28 protein-coding genes are annotated in these 26,724 nt (G+C 61.9%); 25 read left to right on the forward strand and 3 right to left on the reverse strand.

Translation table 11 applies throughout. The features are described 5' to 3' along the window. Positions 1 to 227 precede the first annotated feature (227 nt). The 23 genes from HX814_RS04865 (at position 228) to HX814_RS04975 (ending at position 21,844) form a co-directional block, all read left to right on the forward strand. Positions 228 to 1,598, forward strand: coding sequence for a flagellar hook-length control protein FliK (locus HX814_RS04865; protein WP_177008381.1), 1,371 nt, complete (start codon positions 228 to 230; stop codon positions 1,596 to 1,598). A 223-nt stretch (positions 1,599 to 1,821) separates the two neighbouring features. After that, positions 1,822 to 2,322: a flagellar basal body-associated protein FliL gene (gene fliL / locus HX814_RS04870; RefSeq protein ID WP_003214560.1), complete on the forward strand. Its 501-nt coding sequence runs from the start codon at positions 1,822 to 1,824 to the stop codon at positions 2,320 to 2,322. Between the two features lie 9 nt (positions 2,323 to 2,331). Further along, a complete protein-coding gene (gene fliM / locus HX814_RS04875; protein ID WP_003214559.1) occupies positions 2,332 to 3,300 on the forward strand; it encodes a flagellar motor switch protein FliM in 969 nt (322 codons plus the stop codon). 34 nt (positions 3,301 to 3,334) lie between these two features. After that, positions 3,335 to 3,802 (forward strand): flagellar motor switch protein FliN, encoded by a 468-nt coding sequence (gene fliN, locus HX814_RS04880; protein ID WP_003214557.1) that lies wholly within the window; start codon positions 3,335 to 3,337, stop codon positions 3,800 to 3,802. A gap of 1 nt (position 3,803) precedes the next feature. Next, entirely contained in the window at positions 3,804 to 4,238 is a 435-nt protein-coding gene (fliO, locus tag HX814_RS04885; RefSeq protein WP_023659254.1) for a flagellar biosynthetic protein FliO, read from the forward strand. After that, on the forward strand, positions 4,238 to 4,981 hold the full coding sequence (fliP, locus tag HX814_RS04890; protein ID WP_003214554.1) for a flagellar type III secretion system pore protein FliP: 744 nt from the start codon (positions 4,238 to 4,240) through the stop codon (positions 4,979 to 4,981). Before fliO ends, fliP begins: the two co-directional genes overlap by 1 nt. Positions 4,982 to 4,984: 3 nt before the next feature. Continuing rightward, the gene (gene fliQ, locus HX814_RS04895) at positions 4,985 to 5,254 is read left to right on the forward strand and encodes a flagellar biosynthesis protein FliQ (RefSeq protein ID WP_003214552.1); all 270 of its coding nucleotides are present in this window, start codon (positions 4,985 to 4,987) and stop codon (positions 5,252 to 5,254) included. 13 nt (positions 5,255 to 5,267) lie between these two features. Then, entirely contained in the window at positions 5,268 to 6,044 is a 777-nt protein-coding gene (gene fliR / locus HX814_RS04900; RefSeq protein ID WP_003214551.1) for a flagellar biosynthetic protein FliR, read from the forward strand. Positions 6,045 to 6,047: 3 nt separating this feature from the next. After that, the gene (gene flhB / locus HX814_RS04905; RefSeq protein WP_008430191.1) at positions 6,048 to 7,184 is read left to right on the forward strand and encodes a flagellar biosynthesis protein FlhB; all 1,137 of its coding nucleotides are present in this window, start codon (positions 6,048 to 6,050) and stop codon (positions 7,182 to 7,184) included. Between the two features lie 388 nt (positions 7,185 to 7,572). Beyond that, a complete protein-coding gene (flhA, locus tag HX814_RS04910; RefSeq protein ID WP_023659255.1) occupies positions 7,573 to 9,687 on the forward strand; it encodes a flagellar biosynthesis protein FlhA in 2,115 nt (704 codons plus the stop codon). Positions 9,688 to 9,698: 11 nt separating this feature from the next. After that, on the forward strand, positions 9,699 to 11,015 hold the full coding sequence (gene flhF, locus HX814_RS04915) for a flagellar biosynthesis protein FlhF (RefSeq protein ID WP_003214543.1): 1,317 nt from the start codon (positions 9,699 to 9,701) through the stop codon (positions 11,013 to 11,015). 120 nt (positions 11,016 to 11,135) lie between these two features. Further along, positions 11,136 to 11,969, forward strand: a complete 834-nt coding sequence (fleN, locus tag HX814_RS04920; protein WP_003192912.1) for a flagellar synthesis regulator FleN — start codon at positions 11,136 to 11,138, stop codon at positions 11,967 to 11,969. Beyond that, a complete protein-coding gene (gene fliA, locus HX814_RS04925; protein WP_177008380.1) occupies positions 11,966 to 12,706 on the forward strand; it encodes an RNA polymerase sigma factor FliA in 741 nt (246 codons plus the stop codon). The genes fleN and fliA overlap by 4 nt, the downstream gene beginning before the upstream one ends. A 170-nt stretch (positions 12,707 to 12,876) precedes the next feature. Next, positions 12,877 to 13,251, forward strand: coding sequence for a chemotaxis response regulator CheY (locus HX814_RS04930; RefSeq protein WP_005790040.1), 375 nt, complete (start codon positions 12,877 to 12,879; stop codon positions 13,249 to 13,251). An 18-nt stretch (positions 13,252 to 13,269) separates the two neighbouring features. Beyond that, positions 13,270 to 14,058, forward strand: a complete 789-nt coding sequence (locus HX814_RS04935; RefSeq protein ID WP_003214538.1) for a protein phosphatase CheZ — start codon at positions 13,270 to 13,272, stop codon at positions 14,056 to 14,058. A gap of 11 nt (positions 14,059 to 14,069) precedes the next feature. After that, the gene (locus HX814_RS04940) at positions 14,070 to 16,280 is read left to right on the forward strand and encodes a chemotaxis protein CheA (RefSeq protein WP_177008379.1); all 2,211 of its coding nucleotides are present in this window, start codon (positions 14,070 to 14,072) and stop codon (positions 16,278 to 16,280) included. Between the two features lie 49 nt (positions 16,281 to 16,329). Next, entirely contained in the window at positions 16,330 to 17,451 is a 1,122-nt protein-coding gene (locus tag HX814_RS04945) for a chemotaxis response regulator protein-glutamate methylesterase (protein ID WP_008434810.1), read from the forward strand. Continuing rightward, positions 17,451 to 18,191 carry a flagellar motor protein gene (locus HX814_RS04950; protein WP_003210645.1) on the forward strand — a complete coding sequence of 247 codons (741 nt, stop codon included), beginning with the start codon at positions 17,451 to 17,453 and terminating at the stop codon, positions 18,189 to 18,191. Before HX814_RS04945 ends, HX814_RS04950 begins: the two co-directional genes overlap by 1 nt. A 15-nt stretch (positions 18,192 to 18,206) precedes the next feature. Then, positions 18,207 to 19,094, forward strand: coding sequence for a flagellar motor protein MotD (gene motD, locus HX814_RS04955; RefSeq protein ID WP_003210644.1), 888 nt, complete (start codon positions 18,207 to 18,209; stop codon positions 19,092 to 19,094). A gap of 51 nt (positions 19,095 to 19,145) precedes the next feature. After that, on the forward strand, positions 19,146 to 19,934 hold the full coding sequence (locus HX814_RS04960) for a ParA family protein (RefSeq protein WP_003210643.1): 789 nt from the start codon (positions 19,146 to 19,148) through the stop codon (positions 19,932 to 19,934). Between the two features lie 151 nt (positions 19,935 to 20,085). Continuing rightward, the gene (locus tag HX814_RS04965) at positions 20,086 to 20,889 is read left to right on the forward strand and encodes a CheW domain-containing protein (RefSeq protein ID WP_177008378.1); all 804 of its coding nucleotides are present in this window, start codon (positions 20,086 to 20,088) and stop codon (positions 20,887 to 20,889) included. 73 nt (positions 20,890 to 20,962) lie between these two features. After that, positions 20,963 to 21,448, forward strand: a complete 486-nt coding sequence (locus HX814_RS04970) for a chemotaxis protein CheW (protein WP_003210641.1) — start codon at positions 20,963 to 20,965, stop codon at positions 21,446 to 21,448. Then, entirely contained in the window at positions 21,449 to 21,844 is a 396-nt protein-coding gene (locus HX814_RS04975) for a DUF2802 domain-containing protein (protein WP_008434800.1), read from the forward strand. A 33-nt stretch (positions 21,845 to 21,877) separates the two neighbouring features. Here the strand turns inward: HX814_RS04975 and HX814_RS04980 are convergent, their stop codons facing one another. The 3 genes from HX814_RS04980 to HX814_RS04990 form a co-directional block, all read right to left on the reverse strand. Then, complete coding sequence (locus HX814_RS04980; RefSeq protein ID WP_102604690.1) at positions 21,878 to 23,041, reverse strand: hypothetical protein; 1,164 nt, start codon at positions 23,039 to 23,041, stop codon at positions 21,878 to 21,880. Positions 23,042 to 23,267: 226 nt separating this feature from the next. Further along, positions 23,268 to 23,597, reverse strand: a complete 330-nt coding sequence (locus tag HX814_RS04985; RefSeq protein WP_003210638.1) for an EscU/YscU/HrcU family type III secretion system export apparatus switch protein — start codon at positions 23,595 to 23,597, stop codon at positions 23,268 to 23,270. Continuing rightward, on the reverse strand, positions 23,594 to 25,177 hold the full coding sequence (locus HX814_RS04990) for a flagellar hook-length control protein FliK (RefSeq protein ID WP_032899324.1): 1,584 nt from the start codon (positions 25,175 to 25,177) through the stop codon (positions 23,594 to 23,596). Before HX814_RS04990 ends, HX814_RS04985 begins: the two co-directional genes overlap by 4 nt. 252 nt (positions 25,178 to 25,429) lie before the next feature. Between HX814_RS04990 and ccmA the strand changes: the two genes are divergently transcribed. Beyond that, positions 25,430 to 26,011 (forward strand): cytochrome c biogenesis heme-transporting ATPase CcmA, encoded by a 582-nt coding sequence (ccmA, locus tag HX814_RS04995; protein ID WP_003210636.1) that lies wholly within the window; start codon positions 25,430 to 25,432, stop codon positions 26,009 to 26,011. Beyond that, positions 26,008 to 26,676 (forward strand): heme exporter protein CcmB, encoded by a 669-nt coding sequence (gene ccmB / locus HX814_RS05000; protein ID WP_003210635.1) that lies wholly within the window; start codon positions 26,008 to 26,010, stop codon positions 26,674 to 26,676. The genes ccmA and ccmB overlap by 4 nt, the downstream gene beginning before the upstream one ends. Positions 26,677 to 26,724: the final 48 nt, after the last annotated feature.

Genomic DNA, 26,724 nt, shown 5'->3' on the forward strand with positions numbered 1-26,724 from the left:
CCAGAATGCCAGCGTCATCGTTAACGACCTTCGCGAGCAAGCCCGCTCCCACATTTGGACCGTGCCCGCTTTTGATTGGCTGTTGCTTTTGCTCTTCAACACTCAAGACCCCATACAAGCCATCACCCAAATAACGGATATACACCCTTAAACCAAAACCTGGCCCAACTCTTGCTCTACCTCCTGTTACCGCACCCTCGACCCCTGTGCGGCGGAGACTCTTGACTATGGCAATCACCCCGAATTCGCTCCTTCAGGCAGCCCCTGCGGCCAAGCCTCAAGCGCCCGCTGCCAATCCACCGGCAGTGGCTGCGAACCCGCGGGACAAGGCCCCGGGCTTCGCTCAGGTGTTCGCCAACCAGGCCCCTGCGCCTGCGGCAAAACCTGTCGACACCCCCATCAAATCCACCCGCGACAAGCCTGCGGACAACAGCCCCAAGCCCGCCGCCAACAACGACAAGCCTGCCGCCGGTACCCCATCGGTTGCCGATAACGGCAAGACTTTGCCTGCCAACCCGCCGGCCAAGGCGGACACCCCGGACACCACCGCCAAGTCAGACGACGATGCCCCGGCAGACGATCCGTCCCTGGCCCAGCAACCTCCGGTCGACCCCGCCGTAGACCCGGCGCTGATAGCCGCGGTAGTCCCTGTCCCCGTCCCCGCTACGCCGGCGCCCGTCGAGACCACGACGCCGGCCACCGCGAAGGATGACAAAAACCAGCCAGTCGTGGCGCCACCGATTGCCGCGACCGACGACGCCAAGCCCGCCTTCGACCCCGAGGCCGATCCGCTGGATGCAATGCCTGCCGTGCGCCTGGCCATGGAACAGGGCGGACACGTGTCCGCCAGCAGCCAGGCCCCGGCAAAAACCGCCCCGGCCCCGACCCAGGATCAGCCGACCGCCGCGCAAAACTTCGTCACAGGCCTGGCCAATATGGTCGACCAGCAAGCGTCCAAGGACAGCACCGACCAGGGCGGCGACAAAGCCTTTGCCGGTCTGATCGACGGCGGCCTCAAGGATTTGAAGGACGCCAGCAGCGACACCCGTGTCGATGACTTCGCCAACCGCCTCGCCGCGCTGACCCAGGCTGCCACGCCGAAAACTGCGAATGCCCTGCCGCCGGTGGCCAACGCGCCATTGGCCATGCACCAGAGTGGCTGGACCGATGAGGTGGTGAACCGGGTCATGTACCTGTCCAGCGCCAACCTCAAGTCGGCAGAGATCCAGTTGCAGCCCGCTGAGCTGGGTCGCCTGGACATCAGCGTGAAGATGTCCGCCGACCAGCAGGCGCAAGTCACCTTCATGAGCGGCCATGCGGTGGTGCGTGAAGCCCTGGAAAGCCAGTCGGGCCGCCTGCGGGAGATGTTTGCCCAGCAGGGCATGGGCCAGGTCGACGTTAACGTGTCCGACCAGTCCCGTGGCTGGCAGGGGCAGCAGGGCCAGGACCAGCAACAGCAGAACCAGGCTCGCGGCGTCAGCGGCAGTGGCGGGCGGGGTGATGGGGTTGATGGCGGCGGTATCGGTGAGGTGGCTGAAGTGGCCGCGCCGGTGGTGCAGTCGGTGATTGGCTCCAGTGCCGTGGACTACTACGCCTGATCCGAGGCCTGGCGATGATCAAAAGGTGGGAGCGGGCTTGCTCGCGAATACGGAGTGTCAGTCACCGTTACAGGTGCTGATCTACCGCTTTCGCGAGCAAGCCCGCTCCCACATTGGTTTTGCAGTGTCGGCGAAACCGTGACCGAACTGACAACTCTGGCATAACACTTGCTCTTGCCTTTCCCCAGAACTATGAATCCCAGAATAGTGACGGATTATTGGCATGGCGAAGAGCGACGACGCAGCAAAAGCACCCGCAGGCAAGGGCAAGCTCAAGCTTATCCTGCTGATTGTCCTGGCCTTGTTGCTGGCGATCGGCCTGTCCGTGGGGGCTACCTGGTACTTTATGCACAGTGCCCAGAGCAAACCGGCCGCCACGGCCGAGGTCAACCCCAACGTCAAGCAACCGGCAATCTTCGAGCCGATGCTGCCGGCGTTTGTCGCCAACTTCAATCAGAACGGCCGTCAACGCTACCTGCAGGTGAGCATTACCCTGCTGGCGCGTAACCAGGCAGACCTGGATGCCCTCAAGGTGCACATGCCAGTGATCCGCAACAACCTGGTGATGCTGTTTTCCGCCCAACCCTTCGACACCCTCGCCACCCCGGTGGGCCAGGAAATGCTGCGCCAGAAGGTCACTGCCAGCGTGCAGGAAGTGGCCCAGAAGGAAGTCGGCAAACCGGTGATCGAGCAGGTGCTCTTCACTAATTTCGTATTGCAGTAGGATCACGACATGGCCGTGCAGGACCTGCTGTCCCAGGATGAAATCGATGCGCTGCTCCATGGCGTCGACGATGGTCTGGTACAGACCGAAATGGCTGCCGAGCCCGGCAGCGTCAAAAGCTACGACCTGACCAGCCAGGATCGCATCGTCCGTGGACGCATGCCGACCCTGGAAATGATCAACGAGCGTTTTGCCCGTTACACCCGTATCAGCATGTTCAACATGCTGCGCCGCTCGGCGGACGTGGCAGTGGGCGGCGTGCAGGTGATGAAGTTCGGTGAGTACGTGCACTCGCTGTACGTGCCCACCAGCCTCAACCTGGTGAAGATCAAGCCGCTGCGCGGCACCGCGCTGTTCATCCTCGACGCCAAGCTGGTGTTCAAGCTGGTGGACAACTTCTTCGGCGGCGATGGCCGTCACGCCAAGATCGAAGGCCGTGAATTCACCCCGACCGAGTTGCGGGTGGTGCGCATGGTGCTGGAGCAGGCCTTCATCGATTTGAAGGAAGCCTGGCAGGCGATCATGGAAGTCAATTTCGAGTACATCAACTCGGAAGTGAACCCGGCCATGGCCAACATCGTCGGCCCCAGCGAAGCCATTGTGGTCTCCACCTTCCACATCGAACTCGATGGCGGCGGCGGCGACCTGCACGTGACCATGCCGTACTCGATGATCGAGCCGGTGCGCGAGATGCTCGATGCCGGTTTCCAGTCCGACCTCGACGACCAGGACGAACGTTGGGTGAAAGCCCTGCGCGAAGACCTGCTGGACGTCGACGTACCCCTGAGCGCCACCGTGGCCCGTCGCCAGCTGCGTTTGCGGGATATTTTGCACATGCAGCCGGGGGATGTGATTCCCGTCGACCTGCCGGAAGAACTGATCATGCGCGCCAACGGCGTGCCGTCGTTCAAGGTCAAGCTCGGTTCTCACAAAGGCAACCTGGCGTTGCAAGTGATCGAACCGATCAACCGTCGCTGATCCACCTTAATTTCTGCTCCGCCGAGGACATGTAATGGCTACCGAACACGAAAACACTTCCGCCGAAGACCAGGCCCTGGCTGACGAGTGGGCGGCTGCCCTGGAAGAAACCGGCGATGTCGGCCAGGACGATATCGATGCATTGCTGGCGGCCGATGCGGCCACTGCACCGGTCGGCAACCGCCTTCCCATGGAAGAGTTCGGCAGCGTGCCGAAGAACAATGACCCGGTGACCCTCGACGGTCCGAACCTGGACGTGATCCTCGACATCCCGGTGTCGATCTCCATGGAAGTCGGCAGCACCGAAATCAACATCCGCAACCTGCTGCAGCTCAACCAGGGGTCGGTGATCGAGCTGGACCGCCTGGCCGGCGAGCCGCTGGACGTGCTGGTCAACGGCACGCTGATCGCCCATGGCGAAGTGGTGGTGGTCAACGAGAAGTTCGGCATCCGCCTGACCGACGTGATCAGCCCGAGCGAACGCATCAAGAAGTTGCGTTGATATGAAGCGCTCATTGGTAGGACTGTTATCGACGCTGCCCTTGAGCGTAATGGCAGCAGAACCGGTTGCCCAGGCGGCTGCGCCGGCACTCGGCAGCGGTGTGGGCGGGCAACTCACCCAGTTGGTGCTGGGGTTGTTGCTGGTGGTGGGGCTGATCTTCGTGCTCGCCTGGGTGCTGCGCCGCGTGCAGCGCATCGGCCCGGGCAATGCCCAGGTCATCGAGCTGGTGGGTTCACGCGCCCTTGGCCCGCGGGACAGGCTGGTGCTGGTGCAGGTCGGCGACGAGCAGATCCTGCTGGGCATCACCCCCGGCCGCATCACCCCGTTGCACGTGCTCAAGTCGCCTGTGGAAGTGGCCCAGACCCAAGCGGCCACGCCGGAATTCGCCCAGCGCCTCATGGAGTTGCTGGGCAAGGATCAGAAGGATAAGAAGTAATGCGCGTTTTATTGACGCTCATGCTGTTGCTGGCAGCGCCGCTGGCGTACGCAGCAGACCCGTTGTCGATCCCGGCGATCACCCTGGGCACTAACGCGGCGGGCGCGCAGGAGTATTCGGTCAGCCTGCAGATCCTGCTGATCATGACCGCGCTGAGCTTCATCCCCGCGTTCGTGATGCTGATGACCAGCTTCACCCGCATCATCATCGTGTTCTCGATCCTGCGTCAGGCCCTCGGCCTGCAACAGACGCCGTCGAACCAGATCCTCACCGGCATGGCACTGTTCCTGACGCTGTTCATCATGGCGCCGGTGTTCGACAAGGTGAACCAGCAAGCCCTGCAACCGTACCTGGCGGAGAAAATGACCGCCCAGGATGCGATCGACAAGGCCCAGGGCCCGATCAAGGATTTCATGCTGTCGCAGACCCGTTCCAGCGATCTTGAGTTGTTTGTGCGGTTGTCCAAGCGTACCGACATCGCCAGCCCCGACATGGCGCCGCTGACCATCCTGGTGCCGGCGTTCGTGACCTCGGAGTTGAAGACCGCGTTCCAGATCGGCTTCATGATCTTCATTCCGTTCCTGATCATCGACCTCGTCGTGGCGAGTGTGCTGATGGCCATGGGTATGATGATGCTGTCGCCGCTGATCATTTCGTTGCCGTTCAAGATCATGCTGTTTGTGTTGGTGGACGGGTGGGCGCTGATAATCGGCACCCTGGCCGGCAGTTTCGGTGGGGTGTAGGCCATGACGCCAGAAGTAGCAGTCGACCTGTTTCGCGAAGCCCTGTGGCTGACCACCATGATGGTCGCCGTACTGGTGGTGCCGAGCCTGTTGGTGGGCCTGTTGGTGGCGATGTTCCAGGCCGCGACCCAGATCAACGAACAGACCCTGAGCTTTTTGCCGCGCCTGCTGGTGATGCTGATCACCCTGATCGTTGCCGGCCCGTGGCTGGTGCAAACCTTCATGGAATACATCCTGCAGCTGTACGGCAGTATTCCGCAGTTGATCGGCTGACCCCGTGAATTCGATGCTGGCCTTGACCGACACCCAGATCAGCACCTGGGTGGCCTCGTTCATCCTGCCGTTGTTCCGGGTCACGGCCGTGCTGATGACCATGCCGGTGTTCGGCACCACCCTGGTACCACGGCGCATCCGTCTGTATTTCGCGGTGGCGATCACCGTGGTGATCGTGCCGGGCTTGCCGCCGATGCCACCGGTGAATGCCCTGGACCTCAGTGCAATGATGTTGATCGCCGAGCAAATCATCATCGGCGCCTTGCTGGGCTTCTCCCTGACGCTGTTTTTCCAGGCCTTCGTGATCGCCGGGCAGATCATCTCGATCCAGATGGGCATGGGCTTCGCGTCCATGGTCGACCCTACCAACGGCGTGTCGGTGGCGGTGATCGGGCAATTCCTGACGATGCTGGTGACCTTGCTGTTCCTGGCCATGAACGGCCACCTGGTGGTGTTCGAGGTGATGACCGAAAGTTTCACCACCTTGCCGGTGGGCAGCGGGTTGGTGGTCAATCATTTCTGGGAGCTGGTGGGGCGCTTGAGCTGGGTGCTCGGTGCATCCTTGCTGCTGGTATTGCCGGCGATCACTGCGCTGCTGGTGGTCAACATCGCCTTTGGCGTGATGACCCGGGCGGCGCCGCAGTTGAACATCTTCTCCATCGGTTTCCCGTTGACCCTGGTGCTGGGCATGGGGATTTTCTGGGTCGGCATGGCTGACATTCTCAATCAGTATCAACCGCTGGCGACCGACGCCTTGCAGTTTTTACGTGACTTGGCGCGGGCGCGATAAGCCATGGCCGAGAGCGAGAGTGGCCAGGACAAGACAGAAGACCCCACGGAGAAACGTAAAAAGGACTCCCGGGAAAAGGGCGAGATTGCCCGCTCCAAAGAGCTCAACACCCTGGCGATCATGCTCGCCGGTTCCGGCGGCCTGCTGATCTACGGCGGTGGCCTGGCCCTGGACCTGATGGAGTTGATGCGCCTGAATTTCTCCCTGCCCCGCGACGTGCTGCTGAGCCCGGGCGCCATGGGTTTGTACCTGCTGCACTCGGGCAAGATCGCGATCCTCGCGGTGCAGCCGATCCTCATCACCTTGTTGCTGGCGGCCCTGATCGGCCCGATTTCCCTCGGCGGCTGGCTGTTTGCCGCCGGCAGCCTGGCGCCCAAATTCAGCCGGATGAACCCGGCGGCCGGGCTCAAGCGGATGTTTTCCACCAAGGCCCTGGTGGAGCTGCTCAAGGCCTTGGCCAAGTTCATCCTGATCCTGTTTGTGGCGTTGACGGTGTTGTCGTCCGACATCGACGACCTGCTGCGCATCGCCCATGAGCCGATCGAGCTGGCGATCATCCACAGTGTGCAAGTGGTGGGCTGGAGTTCGCTGTGGATGGCCTGCGGGCTGATCATCATTGCTGCGGTGGATGCGCCGATCCAGCTGTGGGAAAGCCACAAGAAACTGCTGATGACCAAGCAGGAAGTGCGCGACGAACACAAGGACCAGGAAGGCCGGCCCGAGGTCAAGCAGCGGATTCGCCAACTGCAGCGCGAGATGTCCCAGCGCAAGATGATGGCCTCGGTGCCCGATGCTGATGTGGTCATCACCAACCCGACCCACTACGCCGTGGCGCTCAAGTACGACCCGGAGAAGGGTGGGGCGCCGATGTTGCTGGCCAAGGGCAGTGATTTCACGGCGTTGAAAATCCGCGAGATTGCGGTAGCCAATGACATCCTGCTGCTGGAATCGCCGGAGTTGGCGCGGTCGATCTTCTACTCCACCGACCTGGACCAGGAAATTCCGGCCGGGTTGTATCTGGCGGTGGCTCAGGTGTTGGCGTACGTGTATCAGATCCGCCAGTACCGCGCGGGCAAGGGCAAGCGGCCAGATCCGCTCAAAGACCTGCCGATTCCACCGGATCTGCGTCGGGATTCCTGATTTTGTAGCGTCCCTCCTGGCCTCTTCGCGAGCAAGCCCGCTCCCACATTTGACCGTGTATATCCTGTAGAAACGCGGTCAAATGTGGGAGCGGGCTTGCTCGCGAAGGCGTCCGCCCAAACAACAAAAATCCCCCTGAGCGTTCCCGCAATTGCATCTCGCACCGTGTAAGTCGCGGGCGAGGGCGCTACCTCAATCAGCGTGGCGAGGGAGCAAGCTCCCTCGCCACAGGTGATGTGCACGCGGCGGTCTGTCGTTGCTGGCCGCCGGAACGATCTGCTTCCTCAAGCAAAAGTTGGAAGGCTTCTTGCAATACCGCCTCCAGGACGCTTCCCGGCGTCAAAAGTTTGCTTCAAGGAAACGAGGAATACCGGTGGATCGCTCTCAAATGCTCAGCACGGCCCGTGGCACCCTGACTGACCTCTCGCGAGGCAATCTGGGTGTGCCGTTGTTGTTGCTGGTGATGCTGGCAATGATGATGTTGCCGATGCCGCCGTTCCTGCTGGATGTGTTCTTCACCTTCAACATTGCGCTGTCGGTCGTCGTGTTGCTGGTGTGCGTATACGCCCTGCGGCCGCTGGATTTCGCGGTATTCCCGACCATCCTGCTGATCGCCACCCTGCTGCGGCTGGCGCTTAACGTGGCTTCCACCCGGGTGGTGATGCTCCACGGCCAGGACGGCCACGCCGCCGCGGGCAAGGTGATCCAGGCCTTCGGCGAGGTGGTGATCGGCGGTAACTACGTGGTCGGTATCGTGGTTTTTGCGATCTTGATGATCATCAACTTCGTGGTCGTGACCAAGGGCGCCGGGCGGATTTCCGAGGTGAGCGCGCGTTTTACCCTCGACGCGATGCCCGGCAAGCAGATGGCGATCGACGCCGACCTCAACGCCGGCCTGATCGACCAGAACCAGGCCAAGGCCCGTCGCCTTGAAGTCGCCCAGGAAGCCGAGTTCTACGGTTCCATGGACGGTGCCAGCAAATTCGTGCGCGGCGACGCCATCGCCGGCCTGTTGATTCTGTTTATCAACCTGATCGGCGGCATGGCGGTCGGCATCTTCCAGCACGGCATGACCTTCGGCGACGCCGGCAAGGTTTACGCCCTGCTGACCATCGGTGACGGTTTAGTGGCGCAATTGCCATCACTGTTGTTATCTACAGCTGCGGCGATCATGGTGACCCGTGCTTCGGGCTCCGAAGACATGGGCAAGCAGATCAGCCGGCAGATGTTTGCCTCGCCCAAGGCGCTGGCGGTGGCGGCAGGCATCATGGCGATCATGGGCATCGTGCCGGGCATGCCCCATGTCTCGTTCCTGAGCATGGCCGCCATGGCCGCCGGCGGTGCCTACCTGTTCTGGAAAAAACAAAACAACATCAAGGTGATTGCCCAGCAGGAAGTGGCGCGCCAGCAGGAACTGCTGCCATCGCCGGCCCGCGCCCTGGAAACCAAGGAGCTGGGCTGGGACGACGTGACCCCGATCGACATGATCGGCCTGGAAGTCGGCTACCGCCTGATTCCCCTGGTGGATCGCAACCAGGGTGGGCAATTGCTGGCGCGGATCAAGGGTGTGCGCAAGAAGTTGTCCCAGGACCTGGGCTTCCTGATGCCCACCGTGCACATTCGCGACAACCTCGACCTGGCCCCGAGCGCCTACCGCCTGACCCTGATGGGGGTGATTCTGGCCGAGGCCGAGATCTACCCGGACCGCGAACTGGCGATCAACCCGGGCCAGGTGTTTGGCAGCCTCAACGGGATTACCGCCAAAGATCCGGCTTTTGGCCTGGAAGCGGTATGGATCGAAATCAGCCAGCGCAGCCAGGCGCAGTCGCTGGGCTACACCGTGGTCGACGCCAGCACTGTGGTCGCCACCCACCTCAACCAGATTCTGTACAAGCACTCCCACGAGCTGATTGGCCACGAAGAAGTCCAGCAACTCTTGCAATTGCTGGCCAAGGCCTCGCCAAAACTCGCCGAAGAGTTGGTACCGGGTGTGCTGTCCACCTCGCAACTGCTCAAGGTGCTGCAAGCGCTGTTGGCCGAGCAGGTGCCGGTGCGGGACATTCGCAGCATTGCCGAAGCTATCGCCAACAATGCCGCCAAGAGTCAAGATACTGCCGCCCTGGTGGCCGCAGTGCGCGTCGGATTGTCGCGTGCAATCGTCCAAAGCATTGTAGGGCTTGACTCCGAGCTGCCTGTTATCACCTTGGAACCAAGGTTGGAACAAATATTGCTCAATAGTATTCAGAAGGCTGGGCAGGGCGCTGATGAGGGCGTGTTGCTGGAGCCAAGCATGGCAGAGAAGCTGCAGCGTTCGTTGATCGAGGCCGCGCAGCGCCAGGAAATGGAAGGCCATCCGGTGATCCTGCTGGTGGCTGGCCCCGTCCGGGCGATGTTGTCGCGGTTTGGACGCCTGGCTATACCGAATTTGCACGTATTGGCTTACCAGGAAATTCCTGACAATAAGCAAGTGACTATCGTCGCGACAGTAGGGCCCAACGGCTGAGGTAGTGGGATATGCAAGTGAAGCGTTTTTTCGCCGCCGATATGCGTCAGGCCATGAAACTGGTACGTGATGAGTTGGGCGCCGACGCTGCGATTATCGGTAACCGTCGTATTGCAGGCGGTGTGGAGCTGACGGCTGCCCTGGATTACAAACCCTCGGCCCTGGCGCCGCGCGTGCCGAACATGGAACTGGAAGACGAGCTGCGCAAGACCGCTTCGCGCATTGTCTCGGCCCAGGCTGAACTGAGCATGCGTGGCGACAGCGACGCCTCGACCAATCGCCAGCTGTTCGCCGGGCTGCCGTTGACCGCGTCCGAGCCGCTGGTAGAGCCGACTTTTGTTGAACCACCGCGTCCTGCTGCGCCAGCCCCGGCGCCGGCGGTAGACCAGCGGGTGTTCGACTCGATGCGTTTCGAACTCAACGGCCTGCGTGAACTGCTGGAAGTGCAGCTGGGTTCGCTGGCCTGGAACCAGTTGCAGGGCAGCCAGCCACAACAGGCCAACCTGTGGCGTCGCCTGCAACGCATTGGCCTGTCCGGCCCGTTGTCCCGCGACCTGCTGCAACTGACCACGCAAATTGAAGAACCTCGCCAGGCCTGGCGCATGCTCCTGGCCCACCTGGCGCGGATGATCGTCACCCCGGAAATCGAACCCCTGGAAGAAGGCGGTGTGATTGCCATGGTCGGCCCGGCCGGCATGGGCAAGACCACCACCCTGGCCAAGCTGGCCGCACGTTACGTGCTCAAGTACGGCGCCCAGAACATCGCGCTGGTGAGCATGGACAGCTACCGCATCGGCGCCCAGGAACAACTCAAGACCCTGGGCCGCATCCTCAATGTGCCGGTGACCCACGTCGACCCGGGCCAGTCCCTGGCCAACGCCCTCGACCCATTGCTGCGCAAGCGCGTGGTGCTGATCGACACCGCCGGCCTGCAAGCCAGCGACCCGGCCCTGCGCATGCAGCTGGAAAGCCTGGCCGGGCGCGGGATCAAATCCAGAAACTATTTGGTGCTTGCCACTACCAGCCAGAAGCAGGTATTGACCGCCGCCTACCACAGCTACAAGCGCTGCGGGCTGGCGGGTTGCATCCTGACTAAACTGGATGAGACGGCAAGCCTGGGCGAAGTATTGAGCCTGGCAATCAGTCATGAATTACCGGTCGCCTACCTGACCGACGGGCCGCGGATCCCGGATGATCTGCATCTGCCGCGCCGTCATCAGTTGGTCAGCCGGGCTGTCAGCGTGCAAATGCAGGAAGAACCCAGTGAGGAAGCTATGGCTGACATGTTTGCTGACCTCTACCACAGCCCGAACAAGCGAGTTGGCTGAGGCATCATGGCTTTCTATTTAAAAATGACAGTGAAAAGTATCTACATCGATGGCCTGCCAGCAGTTCGCGCGGCCAACTTATGTAGCCTGCGTCTAAGCAAGACAAGGTAAAGAAATAAAATGGGCAGCATGCATCCCGTACAGGTGATCGCGGTGACCGGCGGCAAAGGTGGCGTCGGAAAAACTAACGTGTCAGTGAATTTGTCCCTGGCCCTGGCAGAGCTTGGCCGTCGCGTCATGCTGCTGGATGCTGACCTGGGGCTGGCGAACGTCGACGTTCTGCTGGGACTGACGCCCAAACATACCCTGGCCGATGTCATCGAAGGCCGCTGTGAGCTGCGCGACGTACTGTTGCAAGGCCCCGGCGGGATTCGCATCGTGCCGGCCGCTTCCGGCACCCAGAGCATGGTGCACCTGAGTCCGGCGCAACATGCCGGCCTGATTCAGGCGTTCAGCGACATTGGCGACAACCTCGACGTACTGGTGATCGACACCGCCGCCGGGATCGGCGAGTCGGTGGTCAGTTTCGTGCGCGCAGCCCAGGAAGTGTTGCTGGTGGTGTGCGACGAGCCCACCTCGATCACCGACGCCTACGCCCTGATCAAACTGCTCAACCGCGACTACGGCATGAACCGCTTCCGCGTGCTGGCCAACATGGCCCAAAGCCCGCAGGAAGGGCGGAATCTGTTCGCCAAGTTGACCAAGGTCACGGATCGCTTCCTCGATGTCGCCTTACAATACGTTGGCGCAGTTCCTTACGACGAGTGTGTGCGCAAGGCCGTGCAAAAGCAGCGTGCGGTCTATGAAGCGTTCCCTCGTTCGAAGTGCGCATTGGCGTTCAAGGCTATTGCCCAGAAGGTCGATACCTGGCCGTTGCCCGCCAATCCCCGGGGGCATCTGGAGTTTTTCGTCGAGCGATTGGTGCATCAGACGAGCGCAGGACCGGTGCTATGACAGCCAGCGGCTACAACCTTTACAAGAAGTCGGCACGTGACAGTCAAGTCGAATTGATCGAGCGCTATGCGCCCCTGGTCAAGCGCATTGCCTATCACCTGCTGGCGCGCTTGCCTGCCAGCGTGCAGGTCGAGGACTTGATCCAGGCCGGGATGATCGGCCTGCTTGAAGTGTCGACCAAGTACGACGCGAGCAAGGGCGCGAGTTTCGAGACATACGCGGGTATCCGTATCCGTGGGGCCATGCTCGATGAAGTGCGTAAAGGTGATTGGGCGCCGCGATCAGTGCACCGCAATACGCGGATGGTGAGTGACGCAATTCGCTCAATTGAAGCAAAAACCGGTCGCGACGCTAAAGATCATGAAGTTGCGGCCGAACTCCAATTGAGTCTCGACGATTACTACGGGATTTTGAACGATACCTTGGGCAGCCGGCTGTTCAGTTTCGACGACCTTTTACAGGACGGCGAACATGAAGGGCTGCACGAGGACGGCGCGAGTGCCCATCTCGAACCGTCACGGGACCTGGAAGATGAACGCTTCCAGAGCGCGCTGGCGGACGCGATAGCCAGTTTGCCGGAGCGTGAGCGACTGGTGTTGGCGCTGTACTACGACGAAGAGCTGAACCTCAAGGAAATCGGTGAGGTCCTGGGAGTCAGCGAATCGCGGGTCAGCCAGTTACACAGCCAGTGCGCGGCCCGCTTGCGGGGGCGTTTGGGAGAGTGGCGAGCGCGCTGACAGGCAGTGTGGGGACACTGCGAACGATACCGTCCAGGCCCTGCGCCCGGACGGGCTTGGCCCGTGGTGCGCCCCCGGTAGTCCTTTTTGTGTAACGCCTGTTGATTGATATGGCGCGCCCAGGTGCTGGGCGCGTTTAAGACTGCTTGGAGGTCGAATTGGACAAGAACATGAAAATCCTCATCGTTGATGACTTCTCAACGATGCGGCGGATCATAAAAAACCTGTTGCGTGACCTTGGGTTCACTAACACGGTCGAGGCGGATGACGGTATTACGGCGATTCCGATCCTCAACAGCGGGAGCATCGACTTTCTGGTAACGGACTGGAACATGCCGGGCATGACCGGTATCGATCTGCTGCGCCACGTGCGCGCTGATGAAAAACTGCGCAGCCTGCCTGTGCTGATGGTGACCGCTGAAGCCAAGCGTGAACAGATCATCGAAGCCGCCCAGGCCGGGGTCAACGGCTACGTGGTCAAGCCATTCACTGCACTGGCCTTGAAAGAGAAGATCGAAAAGATCTTCGAACGCATCGGTCATTGATGCTGCCACGGGGGAGCTATGGAGCATAAAGAATCATCGCAGGCCGACTTTGAGTCGACCCTGAAAAAACATGCTCATCAACTCGTCGAAAGCCTTGAAAGAGGCCAGTTCGGCGACGCGGTGCAGTTGATCCATGAGCTCAACCAGACCCGTGACCGCGGCCTGTACCAGGAAGTGGGCAAGCTCACCCGTGAGTTGCACAGTGCGATAGTCAATTTTCAGATTGACCCGCACATGCCCCAGGCCGAGGAAATCTCGCAGATCACGGATGCCACCGAACGCCTGTCCTACGTGGTCAGGCTGACTGAGGCGGCGGCCAACCGCACCATGGACCTGGTGGAAAACGCCACGCCTCTGGTCAACGGTATGGCCAGTGAAGCCAAGGCCCTGAGCACTGACTGGGGCCGGTTCATGCGTCGGGAAGTGGGCGCTGAGGAGTTTCGTGAGCTGGCGCGTCGGGTCGAGGGCTTTTTGTCCCGCAGCGAGCAGGAAAACCGCACGGTTTCCAGCAACCTCAATGACATTCTGCTGGCCCAGGATTACCAGGACCTCACCGGTCAGGTGATCAAGCGTGTGACCCAACTGGTCACCGAAGTGGAAAGCAACCTGCTCAAACTGGTGTTGATGGCGGGCCAGGTCGACCGGTTTGCCGGCATCGAACATGACCGCGCAGCGATCCTTTCTGAAAAAGATCCACAAAAACACCTCGCCAAGGGTGAAGGTCCGCAGATTCATGCCGATAAACGTGAAGACGTTGTATCCGGGCAAGACGACGTAGACGATTTGCTGTCCAGTTTAGGCTTCTAAGGAGCACACCCATGAGCTTCGGCGCCGATGAAGAAATCCTTCAGGATTTCCTTGTAGAGGCCGGCGAAATTTTAGAGCAACTGTCCGAACAACTGGTCGAGCTGGAAAGCCGACCGGATGATGCGAACCTGCTCAATGCAATTTTTCGCGGTTTTCATACTGTAAAAGGGGGCGCCGGCTTCCTCCAGCTCCACGAGCTGGTGGAGTGCTGTCACATCGCCGAGAACGTGTTCGACATCCTGCGCAAGGGTGAGCGGCACGTCGACTCGGAACTGATGGACGTGATCCTGGAAGCACTGGACGCGGTCAACGGCATGTTCAGTGAAGTGCGCGAGCGCGCACCGATCACTGCCGCCACGCCGGAACTGCTGGCCGCCCTGGCGCGCCTGGCGGAACCTGCGGCCAACGCTCCCGTGGTGGAAGCGGTGGCTGAGCCGGTTGCCGAGCCTGCGGGCGACGTGACCGACAGCGAATTTGAACAACTGCTGGACTCGCTGAACGCCGTCAAGGCCGAAGCCGAAGCGCCGGCAGCCAGTGCGCCGGCCATGGTGCCGACCACCGAAGACATTACCGACGCCGAGTTCGAGTCGTTGCTCGACCAGTTGCACGGCAAGGGCCAGTTTGCCCCGGACGCGGTGGCCGCAGCGCCAGCGCCAACGGAAGCCGCGGCGCCCGTCAGCAATGAAATCACCGACGACGAATTTGAAGCGCTGCTGGACCAGTTGCACGGCAAAGGCTCGTTTGCCGCCGAGGCTCTGCCGGAAGTCGCCGCAACGGCCGCCGCGCCTGCGGCACCCGCTGCTGCGCCGGCCGCCGATGGACTGATCTCCGATCACGAATTCGAAGCCCTGCTGGATGAACTGCACGGCAAGGGCAAGTTCACCGAAGTGGTCGGCGCTGCTGCACCGGCTGCTGCCGCGGCTGTCGCAACACCGGCTCCTGCCGCCAAGGCTGCCGCGCCTGTCGCAGCGAAAGCGGCTCCGGCTCCGACTCCAGCACCGGCCCGGGCTGCCGCGGCTGCCCCGGCCCCGGACAAGCAACCGGCCAGTGAAGCCGAAACCACCGTGCGGGTTGATACCGCGCGCCTGGACGACATCATGAACATGGTCGGTGAACTGGTGCTGGTGCGTAACCGCCTGGTGCGCCTGGGCCTGAACAGTGGCGACGAGGCCATGCAAAAGGCCGTGTCGAACCTCGACGTGGTCACCGCAGACCTGCAGACCGCCGTCATGAAGACCCGGATGCAGCCGATCAAGAAAGTCTTCGGCCGTTTCCCGCGCCTGGTTCGCGACCTGGCACGCCAGCTCAAGAAAGAGATCAACCTGGAACTGGTGGGTGAAGAAACCGACCTCGACAAAAACCTTGTCGAGGCCCTGGCCGACCCGCTGGTCCACTTGGTGCGCAACGCGGTCGACCACGGTGTCGAGACGCCGGAAGAGCGCGAAGCCTCGGGCAAGAACCGCCAGGGCAAAGTGATCCTGGCGGCCGAACAGGAAGGCGACCATATCCTGCTGTCGATCACCGATGACGGCAAAGGCATGGACCCCACGGTACTGCGCAACATTGCAGTCAAGCGTGGGGTGATGGACAAGGACGCCGCCGACCGCCTCACCGACACCGAGTGCTACAACCTGATCTTCGCCCCGGGCTTCTCCACCAAGACCGAGATTTCCGACGTGTCGGGCCGTGGCGTGGGCATGGACGTGGTGAAGACCAAGATCAGCCAGCTCAACGGCTCGATCAACATCTACTCGACCAAGGGCCAGGGCTCGAAGATCGTCATCAAGGTGCCGTTGACCCTGGCGATCATGCCGACCCTGATGGTGATGCTGGGCAACCAGGCGTTCGCCTTCCCGCTGGTCAACGTCAACGAAATCTTCCACCTCGACCTGTCGCGCACCAACGTGGTGGACGGCCAGGAAGTGGTGATCGTGCGCGACAAGGCGTTGCCGCTGTTCTACCTCAAGCGCTGGCTGGTGGCTTCGGCCAAGCATGAAGAGCAGCGCGAAGGCCATGTGGTGATTCTTTCCGTGGGCACCCAGCGTATCGGCTTCGTGGTCGATCAACTGGTGGGCCAGGAAGAAGTGGTCATCAAGCCTTTGGGCAAAATGCTGCAGGGAACCCCGGGCATGTCGGGTGCGACCATTACCGGTGACGGTCGGATCGCGCTGATTCTGGATGTTCCGAGCATGCTCAAGCGTTACGCCGCACGGCGTATTTGATTCGGCCCGGGCAGGGCGGTTGTCCCTCGCCCGGCCTAACGGAGTGTTTATGGTAGTCAAGGTCCTGGTGGTGGACGATTCGGGTTTCTTCCGCCGCCGCGTCTCGGAAATTCTTTCATCGGATTCCAATATCCAGGTGGTCGGCACGGCCACCAACGGCAAAGAGGCGATCGATCAGGCCCTGGCCCTCAAGCCGGACGTGATCACCATGGACTACGAGATGCCGATGATGGACGGCATCACGGCGGTGCGGCACATCATGCAGCGCTGCCCGACGCCGGTGTTGATGTTCTCTTCGCTGACCCACGAAGGCGCCCGGGTCACACTGGATGCGCTGGATGCCGGCGCGGTGGACTTCCTGCCGAAGAATTTCGAAGACATCTCGCGCAACCCCGAGAAGGTCAAGCAGATGCTCTGCGAGAAGGTGCACAGCATCTCCCGCAGTAACCGTCGCAGCCTGTTCAGTGCGCCGGCGCCCGCACCCGTTACGCCGCCACCGGCCGCCCCGAGCACCTTTGGTCGCCCGGCGCCGGCACCGGTTGCGCGCCCGGCCGCCGCCCCGGTGCGTACGGCTGCGCCCGCCGCACATTCACCTGCGCCCAAGCGCAAGGCCTACAAGCTGGTGGCCATCGGTACGTCCACCGGCGGCCCGGTGGCCTTGCAGCGGGTGTTGACCCAATTGCCGGCGAACTTCCCGGCGCCGATCGTGTTGATCCAGCACATGCCGGCCGCGTTCACCAAGGCGTTCGCCGAGCGCCTGGACAAGCTGTGCCGCATCAGCGTCAAGGAAGCCGAGGATGGCGACATCCTGCGTCCGGGTCTGGCGCTGCTGGCCCCCGGTGGCAAGCAAATGATGGTCGATGGCCGTGGTGCGATCAAAATCCTGCCGGGTGACGAACGCCTGAACTACAAGCCGTGTGTGGATATCACCTTCGGTTCCGCGGCCAAATCCTACGGCGACAAAGTTTTGGCGGTGGTGTTGACCGGCATGGGCGCCGATGGCCGTGAAGGCGCGCGCCTGCTCAAGCAGGGCGGCAGCGCGATCTGGGCCCAGGATGAAGCCAGCTGCGTGATCTATGGCATGCCCATGGCCATCGTCAAGGCCGACCTGGCCGACGCCGTCTACAGCCTCGACGACATCGGCAAGCACCTGGTGGAGGCTTGCCTCTGATGGATGTATTGAGCCTGATTGGCATCATCATGGCGTTTGTCGCGATTATCGGCGGCAACTACCTCGAAGGCGGCCATCTGGGCGCCCTGGCCAACGGCCCGGCGGCGTTGATCGTGATCGGCGGCACCGTGGGCGCGGCGTTGTTGCAGTCGCCCATGAGTTCGTTCAAGCGCGCGATGCAGATCCTCATCTGGATTATCTTCCCGCCGCGTGTCGACTTGCCGGGCGGCATCGACCGCGTGGTCAACTGGAGCCTCACGGCGCGCAAGGAAGGCCTGCTCGGGCTGGAAGGCGTGGCCGATGCCGAGCCCGACAGCTACGCCCGCAAAGGCCTGCAACTGCTGGTGGACGGCGCCGAGCCGGAAGCGATTCGCAGCATCCTCGAAGTGGACTTCTACACCCAGGAAAGCCGCGACATCAACGCTGCCAAGGTCTTTGAAAGCATGGGCGGCTACGCGCCGACCATCGGCATCATCGGTGCGGTGATGGGCTTGATCCACGTGATGGGCAACCTGGCCGATCCGTCGCAACTGGGCAGCGGGATTGCCGTGGCGTTCGTCGCCACCATCTACGGCGTGGCCAGTGCCAACCTGGTGTTGTTGCCGGTGGCCAGCAAGCTCAAGTCGATCGCCCTGCGCCAGTCGCGTTATCGCGAGATGTTGCTCGAAGGCATCCTCTCGATTGCCGAGGGTGAAAACCCGCGCTCCATCGAATTGAAGCTCCAGGGCTTCATGGATTGATGGGAGGTATTTGTTGTGAGCCGTCGCCGCCGCGAGCCTGAAGAACACGTCAACCATGAACGCTGGCTGGTGTCCTACGCCGACTTCATTACGTTGCTGTTCGCGTTTTTTGTGGTGATGTACTCCATTTCCTCGATCAACGAAGGCAAGTACAAAGTCATTTCCCAGGCGCTGATTGGCGTGTTCAACGACGCTGACCGCGCCCTCAAGCCGATACCCATTGGCGAAGAACGCCCCAAGACCGTGACCCCGGCCAAGCCGCTGGTCAACGACAGCGATGAAACCGCCGCCGGCATCGGTGGCACCAGCGACCCGCTGAAAAGCATCGCCGATAACATCAGCGCGGCCTTTGGCGACCTGATCAGCTCCAACCAGATGACCGTGCGCGGCAATGAGTTGTGGGTCGAGATCGAACTCAATTCCAGCCTGCTGTTCGCCAGTGCCGATGCAATGCCCAGCGACCAGGCGTTTACCATCATCGACAAGGTGGCGGCGATCCTGAAGCCGTTTGAAAACCCGGTCCACGTTGAAGGCTTTACCGATAACCTGCCGATCAGTACCGCGCAGTACCCGACCAACTGGGAGCTGTCTTCGGCCCGGGCGGCGAGTATTGTACGAATGCTCGCGATGCAGGGTGTGAACCCCGGGCGCCTGGCGTCGGTGGGTTACGGCGAGTTCCAGCCGGTGGCCAATAACGCCACGGCGGAAGGCCGTGCGCGCAACCGACGGGTGGTGCTGGTGGTGTCGCGCAACCTGGACGTGCGCCGCAGCCTGACCGGTACCGGCACTGCCAATGCAACACCGGATGCCGCCTTGAAGCGGGCTGGCACACAAACTGCACCAGCGCCCGTAAAGGCGCCGGTTCGCGGGAGTGCCGTCAATTCTCCGTCACCGGCTCTATAACCCCATGCAATTTCTCGGTCGAGCCTGTGCCTGCCGGGAGGAACAATCCGAATGAGAGTCTGGGCAGTTGCCAATCAAAAGGGTGGTGTCGGTAAAACCACCACGTCCATCGCCTTGGCCGGCTTGCTGGCCGAGGCCGGCAAGCGTGTGGTCGTGGTCGACCTGGACCCCCACGGCTCCATGACCAGCTATTTCGGCTATGACCCGGATGCCCTGGAACACAGTTGCTACGACCTGTTCCTGCACAAGGGCAGCGTGCCGGCCGACTTGCCGGGGCAACTGTTGCTGCCTACCAGCAATGAAAAGATCTCGCTGTTGCCGTCCAGCACCGCCCTGGCCACCCTTGAGCGCCAGTCGCCGGGGCAGAGCGGCCTGGGCCTGGTGATCGCCAAGACCCTGGCGCAGCTGTGGCAGGACTTCGACTACGCGATCATTGACAGCCCGCCGTTGCTCGGCGTGCTGATGGTCAACGCCCTGGCCGCCAGCCAACAGCTGGTGATCCCGGTGCAGACCGAGCACCTGGCCGTCAAGGGCCTGGAGCGCATGGTCAGCACCCTGGCGATGATCAACCGCTCGCGCAAGCAAGCGCTGCCGTTCAGCATCGTGCCGACCCTGTTTGACCGCCGTACCCAGGCGTCCCTCGGCACCTTGCGGGTATTGCGCGATGCTTATCCGGACACCATCTGGCAAGGCTACATCCCGGTGGACACGCGCCTGCGGGATGCGAGCCGGGCAGGGCTGACGCCGTCGCAGTTCGACGGCAAGAGCCGTGGGGTGCTGGCGTATCGGGCGTTGCTCAAGCACCTGTTGTCCCAGCAACTTGTGGCGCAGGTGGCGTGATGGTCATAAACAGCCCTGTAGGAGCCTGGCTTGCCAGCGATGCAGACGCCGCGGTTTTCCTGACCAAACCGGCTCTCGATTCAAGTCCGGACACTCACAGGCCGATAACCTCTGAATACAGGGTTGATGGGGCTTGCGCGTGGGCATACAGATGAACCGTCCCGTTGATTTCAAGACCCGGCCGCAACTGGCGCTGGAGTCCTACCTGGACGCCTTGCTCCAGGACGCCACCGAGGACATGCCGGAACCGATTCTGATCCTCGATGAAGTCATCGAGCCTGAACCTGCTGCCCTGGACGAGTTTCAGTTGGCGGTCCTGGAAGAACAGGCCCGTGATGCGTTGGTGGTTCCCGTAGCCGTTCCTGTACCGGTTGCTGTGCCCGTCGAGCCTGTGGTGATTGCGCCTGTAGTGGTGGAGCCGGTGGTTGAGGTTCACCTCCCGCCGAGCATTACGCCGCAGCCGGTACAGGGCGACGGTCGCCCGGTGTGGGCTGCGGAGCCGTTCGAATGTTTGCTGTTCGATGTCGCCGGGTTGACCCTGGCCGTGCCGCTGGTGTGCCTGGGTTCGATCTACTCCCTGGAAGGCCAGGAGTTGACGCCGTTGTTCGGCCAGCCGGATTGGTTCCTCGGGATCCTGCCGAGCCAGCAGGGCAACTTGAAGGTATTGGACACCGCGCGTTGGGTGATGCCCGACCGCTACCGCGATGACTTCCGCCAGGGCCTGCAATACGTTATTTCGGTCCAGGGCTACGAGTGGGGGCTGGCGGTGCATCAGGTCAGCCGCTCATTGCGCCTGGACCCGAACGAAATCAAATGGCGCAGCCACCGGGGCCAGCGGCCATGGCTGGCGGGCACTGTGATCGAACACATGTGCGCGTTGCTGGATGTCGCCGAACTGGCGGAGTTGATTGCCAGCGGCGCGGTAAAAGCCATGCCGCTGAACAAACGCACTTGATAACAAGCAGCAGCGCTAAGGCGCTGCCCAAGAACACACACCGTAACCAACGGTATTTGAAGGGGTCTGGAGTATGAACAAGTCAGTGTCCGCACAAGGTCTGGTGGATGATCCAATCCTGCAATGGGTCACCTTCAAGCTGGACAACGAGTCCTACGGCATCAACGTGATGCGTGTGCAGGAAGTGCTGCGCTACACCGAAATCGCTCCGGTTCCGGGTGCCCCAAGCTATGTGCTGGGCATCATCAACCTGCGCGGCAACGTGGTGACCGTGATCGACACCCGCCAGCGTTTTGGCCTGGTGCCGACCGAAGTCAACGACAACACCCGCATCGTGATCATCGAAGCCGACAAGCAAGTGGTCGGGATCATGGTCGACAGCGTGGCGGAAGTGGTTTACCTGCGCCAATCCGAAGTCGAGACTGCGCCGAACGTCGGCAACGAAGAATCGGCCAAGTTCATCCAGGGTGTCTGCAACAAGAACGGCGAACTGCTGATTCTGGTTGAGCTGGACAAGATGATGAGCGAAGAAGAGTGGCAGGACCTGGAGAATATCTGATTGTTTCTTGAGGTAGCGGTGATCGTCCTGGCCATCCTTTGGGCCGGGACCCTGGGCTTCCTGCTGCGTTATGTTCGCCAGCAACGGGAATTGGCCACTCGACAAGTCGAGCGCGACGCTGTGCGCGACCGGCGGATCCTGGAGCTGGCCAAGCGGGTCGACCACTTCCAGCAAAGTGCGGTGCGTGTGGGTGATGAAGTGCACGAGCTGCGTTCGGTGCTGGCGCCGTTGCCGGACAAGCTGTCGGCACTCGAGCAGCGTGACCCGTCGAGCCTCTCATTCGCCCAGGCGGCGAAGCTGGTGGGCATGGGCGCCACGGTGGATGAGCTGACGCAGTCCTGCGGGTTGACCCAGGCTGAAGCGCAGTTGATGAGCCGGTTGCACAAGGACAACTGAAGGTTACGAGCTGCAAGCGCTATTGCTTGCAGCTTATAGCCGGTGCCGGTTGCTCAGCCATTCGGCCATGGTCGAGTCCTCCAAAGCATATTCACCACGGTTGGCTTTCCAGACCAACTCCTTCTCCCGCAGCACTTCCAGTGCTTTCTGCACGTTTGGTGTGCTGGCGTTCGGCTCGACCTGGGCCTGTTCCAGCTTGCGGTTCACATCCTGGAAGGTTTTCTCCGCAAAAGGCGAGAACGCCTGCTTGCCCAGGGTTCGTTCGCCCATCACTTCAAGTACCGCCTGTTGCAGCGGCGAGAGGTCGTTGTAGGCGCTCTCGTAATCGCTCCAGATGCCGGCCTGGTGATTGAGTGCCCCGGTCCTCAGCAACTCGCCAAGGTTGCTGGCTTCGCCAAGACCCACGCTCACTTCGGTCAGTAGTGTGTTGAGCATTTCCGGGCGCCGGCCAACGAGCTGGAAGGCATAGTCCATGTCCTCCAGGTTGAACTGGTTGGTCGCGGCCAGGCGCTGGTTCCAGAGGTCCGTCACGAACTCGACGAAATCCCGGCTCAACAGCGGGAACGGTGTGATGTGGGCGCCGAAGAACGGTTGTTTGCTCTTGAGTACCAGGTTGGCCAGTTTGTCCCGGCTGGAGCCGGTGAAGACCAGGCGCAGGCCATCGGCCGTGCTGCTGCCGTTGAGATGATCCCGTGCCGCCTTGAGGGCGAACATGGCGTTCACCCCGCCTTCGCTGTTGAGGGCGTGCTGGGCCTCGTCCACGATCAGCACGATCATTTGCCCCGAGACCTGGTGCAGCACGTCCAGGGCGTGGCTGAGTGTAGTGCCGGCGGGCAATTGCGGTTTGGTGAAATCCCAACTCAAGGTGCGCAGCAGGCTGATCTTGTCGATACCGGCTTTCTTGGCCGCCTTGCTCACTGCGCTTTCGAACTCGCCCAGGGCTTTGCCGATGGCGCCGGAGATCAGTTCGGCGGGGTCGACTTCGCGGTTCATCCACAGGTCCACGTACACCGGCAGCCAGCCCCGGGCCTTGCACTCGGGGATAAGGTCGTTGCGCAGGAACGTACTCTTGCCGGTACGGCGCGGAGCCGCGAGGAACATGCCGGAGCTGTAGTCGGCAAATGACTCGCCTGCCAGATCACGGGCGAGCGCTTCGGCGAGTAGCTTTCGACTGAGAATCGGGCGGGTAGGGCTCATGGGTTTATCCTGAACTATCGGGTTCGAGATAATCTATACCTCGAAAGATATAATTGCTATACACCACCCACCGCAACTGATCATTCCCACGCTCTGCGGGGGAATGCATCCCGTGACGCTCCGCGTTACCCCTGCGCAAGACTTGAACGTTGCAGCGCCGGTTGGACGCGGAGCTCCGAGGCGGCGTTCCCACGCAGAGCGTGGGAACGATCAGCCGGCACCCACCTTAATAATCGTCGCCTCTTTCCGTCACATCCCGCTCCACCGGCCCCGCGTCCGGGTCGTAGCCCACCGGGAACTTGCCCTTCAGCGTCCAGGCAAACGCGATGATCTCGGCGACGGTGCGGTACAACTCTTCCGGGATGCTGTCGCCCAACTCCATGCGTGCCAGTAATTTGACCAGCTCGGCATTTTCGTAAATCGGGACTTCGTTCTCCCGGGCCAGCTTGAGGATGGCTTCGGCCAGGGCATCGTCGCCCTTGGCGGTCAGGGTCGGCGCTTGTTGCCCGTCGTATTTGAGGGCGATGGCCTGGCGGGGCGGGTTGGGGTTTTTCATGCGGTTTCATCCACCCAGCGTTGTTCAAGCCCGGTTTTCGGGCCCCGTGGCGGGGTACCGAGGTGGCAGTCGAGGTCGCCGACGTTGAGTCCCGACGACACCAGGCGCTCGCGCAGGCTGCCCAGGTGGCTTTCGATCAGGCTGGCGGTGAAGGGCCGGGTCGCCCACAACTGGCTCGACAGTTTGCCCTGGCTCAGTTGCGCCTGGACCTGCAACGGGCCGAGCGGCTCCATGTCGAGCGCCATTTCCACGCGCCAGAGCATTTGCTTGGGATCCTTGCTGTCCTTGCGTTCCGGCTGTTCCTTGTCGGGCGCCGGTTCTTCCCGCTGGAACTTGACCTGCAACGGCACGATGTCCTGCAAGGTGCGCATGGGGATTTCCAGCTGCCAGGTGGTCAAGAGCTTGCCGTCGGCGGTGGTACCGGTCTGCTCCAGGCTCGACAGCTGATGGCTTTGCAGGCGGGAGATGGCCCCGGCGGCCAGGCGCAGCAGGTTTTCCAGGTCACTTTCACCTTCCAGGCGTTGCATCAGCCGATCGGGCAGCGGAAAGCCTGCGGGCGCCTGCCTGGCGCCGACCTGGCCGAGGGTGCCCAGCGGGCTGCGTACGAAGCTGGGCAGCAATTGCGCCAGGGTGTTGGCAGCGAGGATCGCATTCAGATTGGTGCTGGCGGGCAGGGATGGCAGCAGGTCGGCGACGAAGCGCAGCAGCGCGCCTTTCATGTCCAGCGGCGGTATCTGCGGGTTTTGCCCGGCCAGCAACTTGGCTTCGAGGAAGGTCCCGCTGTTCTGGATCAGTTGCGCCAGCACCTTGGGGTTGCTGGCCTGGGCCAGGTCGGGCAGGCCGGCGAGCAAACGCTCGGCGGCGGCGCGCAGGTCGGCCCCGGTGCTGTCGCTGCTGGTCGCCGGCAGGCTTTGCAGCGCGGTGAACACCACGTCCAGCGAGCCCTGGCGGCTTTGCTGGGTGGAGAGTTGCTGGGCCACGGCCAATTGGTCCTGGCGCCCGCTCAGCGGTACAAAGCTCAAGGTCTGCGCACTTTGCACCACGGCGCTGAGCAGGCTGCCGACGCGCAAGGGCTGCGGGCTTTCGACGGTCAGGGTCGCGCCGCTGAGGACGTTATTGAGCACCGACACCAGTGAGCGATACACCACCGGCTGGTTGGCGCCCTGTGGCAGCGCCTGGGTGGTCAGCACCTTGCCTTGCAGCAGGGTGCCCACCGGTAACTGGCTGGTATCGATACGCGTCAGCGCGGCGACGCTTGAACTCAGGGCCTGCTGCAGGCTGATGGACAAATTGCCCGACGGCGTCTGACTGACTTCCACCTGGGTACCCAGCGGCAGCGGCTGGCTGCTGCTGGCCTGCACCAGGGTTTGCCGGCCGCCTTCCAGGGTCAGCTTGAGCAGCAACTGAAATGCATCGCCGCCTTGTTTCAGTGCCAGCACCTCGGCATTTACGGTTTTTCCGGGGTCGATCAGGCCGGTCTGCGGCTCCAGCAGTTTCAGCAACTCGCCCGCTGCAGGCGCGGGCGCAGGCCCGGCCGGAAGCGTCGGGGGGAGCGTGGGAAGATTGATCTCACCGGTCATCGTGCGCGCCGTCTCAGGGGAAATTGCCCTCTTTAGAGTAGGGCATCACATGTATAATGCCGCCCGTCTTCAAAGAGAGCGTTAAAAACAACACAACTGATTGATCCAGCTCTCTAAAAACGGTCGCCAAAGCAGTTAATGTGCATCTCTTTAACGGCCGTTCCACCGCCGACTTGAACCGTAAAGGCCCGCGATCTCTTGACCAGCCCTCTTCTAGAAGCCGTAGCGCTCGCCTGTGAACGTGACCTGCGGATGCTGTTCGAACACCTCGAACTGCGTCTGGCGGGCGGCGACATGGTGCAGGTCAGCGGCCCCAACGGCAGCGGCAAGACCAGCCTGTTGCGCCTGCTGGCCGGTCTGATGCAGCCGACGGCGGGCGAAGTGCGGCTCAACGGCAAACCGTTGCACGAGCAGCGCACCGAGCTGGCGCGCAACCTGATCTGGATCGGCCACGCCGCCGGAATCAAGGATGTGCTTACCGCTGAAGAAAACCTCAGTTGGCTCAGCGCCCTGCATCATCCCGCCAGCCGCGAGGCGATCTGGCAGGCGCTGGCCGCGGTTGGCCTCAAGGGTTTCGAAGACGTTCCCTGCCACACCCTGTCCGCCGGCCAGCAGCGCCGCGTGGCGCTGGCCCGTTTGTATCTGGACGGCCCGCCGCTATGGATTCTCGACGAACCCTTCACCGCCCTCGACAAACAAGGCGTTGCCCAATTGGAAGAACACCTTGCCGCGCACTGCGAGCAGGGCGGCATGGTTGTCCTGACCACTCACCACACCTTGACGCGCATGCCCGCCGGTTACCGCGACCTCGACCTGGGCCGGTGGGCGGTATGAGCGTATTTGCCCTGTTGGTCGCCCGCGAAGCGCGGTTACTCTGTCGCCGTCCGGCCGAATTGGCCAACCCGCTGGTGTTCTTCGCGATTGTGATCGCGCTGTTCCCGTTGGCGGTGGGCCCCGAGACTAAACTGTTGCAAACCTTGTCTCCGGGACTGGTCTGGGTGGCGGCGCTTTTGTCGGTCCTGCTCTCGCTGGACGGGCTGTTTCGCAGTGATTTTGAAGACGGTTCCCTCGAACAGTGGGTCCTTTCGTCGCACCCCCTGCCACTTCTGGTATTGGCCAAGGTACTGGCACACTGGGCGTTTTCCGGCCTGGCGCTGGTATTGCTCGCGCCGCTGCTGGCGATGATGCTGGGGTTGCCCACCGAATGCCTGCCGGTGTTGCTCCTTTCCTTGTTGCTTGGCACGCCGGTTCTCAGTCTACTGGGCGCCGTAGGTGCGGCACTGACCGTCGGTTTGAAACGCGGTGGCCTGTTGTTGGCCCTGCTGATCTTGCCTTTGTATATCCCGGTGTTGATCCTGGGCAGCGGCGCGCTGCAAGCCGCGCTCCAGGGCATGCCGGCGACCGGTTACCTCCTGTGGCTTGGCAGCCTGGCCGCCCTGGCGGTAACCCTGACACCCTTTGCTATAGCGGCTGGCCTGAAGATCAGCGTCGGCGAATAATGAGGTCTGGTTAAGCGATAGAACCTTAACCAGTAAAGACCCTAAGCT

This window comes from Pseudomonas sp. C8002 (assembly GCF_013385765.1).
Taxonomy (GTDB): Bacteria; Pseudomonadota; Gammaproteobacteria; order Pseudomonadales; family Pseudomonadaceae; genus Aquipseudomonas.